Origin of the sequence: Xanthomarina spongicola, from assembly GCF_003148645.1 — a bacterium.
In the GTDB taxonomy this organism is placed as follows: Bacteria; Bacteroidota; Bacteroidia; order Flavobacteriales; family Flavobacteriaceae; genus Xanthomarina; species Xanthomarina spongicola.
Genome location: NZ_QGGP01000019.1, coordinates 1 through 2,819, shown reverse-complemented (window position 1 = coordinate 2,819; position 2,819 = coordinate 1). Strand labels below are relative to the sequence as shown.

Below are 2,819 nucleotides of genomic sequence, written 5' to 3'. Positions count from 1 at the left end.
ATTTATCTTTAGACTATAAAACACCAAATATGGTATATTTAAAAACAGCGTAAATTCAATTTTAACCTGTAGCCATATTTCAGGACAAGACATATCCCAAAAAATGACCAATATGAAAAAAATCATCCTTTGTTTATTCATTTTACTCACCACAAACGAAATTCTTGCTCAAACAACAATAAATTTAGATAAGACAAATGGAGTTTACACAGTTCCCTGTAAAGTTAATGGAATTCCAATGGATTTTATTTTCGATACAGGTGCATCAAATGTGACTATATCTTTGACAGAAGCTACTTTTTTGATTAAACAAGGACTTTTAGGTAAAAATGATATTAAGGAGTCTGTTAAATATCAAATTGCAAATGGAGATATAAATGAAGGAACTAATATTATATTAAGAGAAATTGAAATTGCTGGATTAAAAATCAAAAATGTAAAGGCTACTATTGTTCACGAACAAAATGCACCTTTATTGCTTGGAATGTCAGCTTTAAGTCAATTAGGCAAAATTGAGATAGAGAATAATAAATTAATAATAAATGACTTTTCCTTTAAAAGTAATAAAGACAATATTGATTTTGACAAGGAAGTAGAAGGAACTATCGAATGGATAAATAGCGTATTTGTAAAATATCAATATGAAGAACCTGATTTAAAACAAAAACAAAATATCCATAGTGTAGTAGAAATTGAAAATCAATTTTATCTTTTCGGTGTTCGAACCCAAGAAACAAGTAAACCTTGGGCATTTAGCAAAGGCTTCTTAATTCCATTAGCAAAAATCAACAACATTGACTTTTCCGAGAAAAAATCTAACTATTGGCTTGAAGTGAAATTGAAAAATAATGAAGAAGCTATCGTAATGATTGATGGAAATGACAAAAAGGACTATATAGACAGGTTGGAATTTATGTTAGATAAATCAATTGACAATGAGAGTTTAATGCCTAAATTAAAAAATGCACTTGAATACATCATTGAGCTATACAATGAAAAACCACCAAATAAATCTTCTTCTTTTGCTTCACAAGGAAATAAAGAAATACGAATTAAATATAAAAACGGTATTGAAATATTTAATATTCATCTTGGAAGTGAACAACCTAATTATAAAGAAAATAAGGAATATTTTTGGTATACAGAGTTTTCTAAAATAAAATCTACAAAAGGCGGAAGTGGCGGAAATTTACTCAATGGGAATTACAAATTCTTTGACGAAAATGGGAATTTGTTAATAGACGAGAACTATTCTATGGGTTTAAAAAATGGTGATAGCAAAAAATGGGATGAAAAAGGTGAACTCACAGAAATTAATAAATACGAGGATGGGGAATCAGTTTATTGGAAATATCATCCAGAAGGAGATGATGGTTGGGTAGAGCAAATTGGACAAATGCTAAAAGCTGGTTGGATTAAAAATTCTTACGACAGATATAATAACATTGTAGCAAGTCAAAAGACGTTTGTTGACGAAAAAAGTCAAATCAAAAAAGAAAAGACAAAAACATCAATTTATTTTAGAAATTCTAACCAAAAGAAAGAGGAGTACACAACATTAATGATGTTTAACAATTCTTACATTGGAGAATACATACAATATTTTGAGAATGGAAATAAAAAAGTTTATGGAAAACTATTTGACCCATATGACAGTGGAATTGATAAATATGTAGGCAATATAAGAGATGGAGAATGGAAATGGTATAAGGAAAATGGCGAAATAGACTCAACTGAAAAATACAAAGCTGTAATTGAATACTGGGACAACGGAAACCTTAAATATATTTATGGTCAATATTTTGACGAAGAAGAAAATAAATGGTTAAAACACGGTCGATTTTATAGTTATGGTGAGGACGGAAAAGGTATTGGCGAAATTATAGAATACGAATGGGGAGTATTAAAAGAAAAAGAATAATAAAAATACGTTGCACAACACCGTATAAAATTAATTGCTAGTACGAGCCTACTTACGAAAATCCTCGCAGATTTTCTATTCGGTTTGTATTTGCTAAATTAGTTGCTTAAACACGCAACTAATCTTATACAAACACGTTGTACAACATTTGCCAAAAAATGAAAATCCGAGTTTTAACGACATTATTTTTAGTTTTTATAAGTTGCAAAAATGTGACTGAAAAAGAAACTGAACAAGTTCAAATTGTTGTTGATTCGACTGGATTGAAAATTGAAACAGTCGAAAAAAATTCTGAAAATTTAAAACTGACTTCTTTTCTCGAAAATCCGATTGACTTACAGGAATATAAAAGAAAAAAGGGAATGCGAGTTACGACAAGTGTAACTAGCGGAACTGAATATTATTTCAACCCAAAAAACAAAGATTCTATTTTCTATGTTTATTATTATCCTGCCGAAAATTTCGATGACCCAAGAAAAATAGACCAAATTGTAGTTTTTAAATACGGAGAGAATAAACACAAATATGAAGATGAAACTGAAACCCTAATTGAATTGCGAGTTTTTAATAAAGATTCGGATTTAGGAAAAGCAAATCTCATCGGGATTTCACAAACGGAATTGGAATCTGAATTTGGGATTGACTATCTGACTTTTGAAAACGGAATTGGTTACTCGAATAAAAATACGGCTTTGACTTTTGAAATTCAAGACTCAAAAGTAAAGACCTTTAGATATATAAAACTGAATAAGGATAAGGTTGACAACAATTTAATTCAACAAATAGTGGAATAAAAACGTTGTACAACAAAGAACTGAGTTAAAAAACAAACAATTTTAAGCTAATTTTGAAACAAAGTTTTCATCGTATGACAAACCACTCTTTGCGATAGCAAAGG

Annotated in this window: 2 protein-coding genes; both read left to right on the top strand. The window is 29.4% G+C overall.

Going from position 1 to position 2,819, the window contains the following annotated elements; translation table 11 throughout:
* Positions 1 to 112: 112 nt before the first annotated feature.
* Positions 113 to 1,921: a retropepsin-like aspartic protease gene (locus LX78_RS14600; protein WP_221407908.1), complete on the top strand. Its 1,809-nt coding sequence runs from the start codon at positions 113 to 115 to the stop codon at positions 1,919 to 1,921.
* A gap of 212 nt (positions 1,922 to 2,133) precedes the next feature.
* The gene (locus LX78_RS14595; RefSeq protein WP_146192605.1) at positions 2,134 to 2,715 is read left to right on the top strand and encodes a hypothetical protein; all 582 of its coding nucleotides are present in this window, start codon (positions 2,134 to 2,136) and stop codon (positions 2,713 to 2,715) included.
* The last annotated feature ends 104 nt before the right edge of the window (positions 2,716 to 2,819 follow it).

Excerpts from the sequence above, each read along its gene's own strand:
- LX78_RS14600 (WP_221407908.1), top strand. The coding sequence starts at position 113 with ATGAAAAAAATCATCCTTTGTTTATTCATTTTACTCACCACAAACGAA.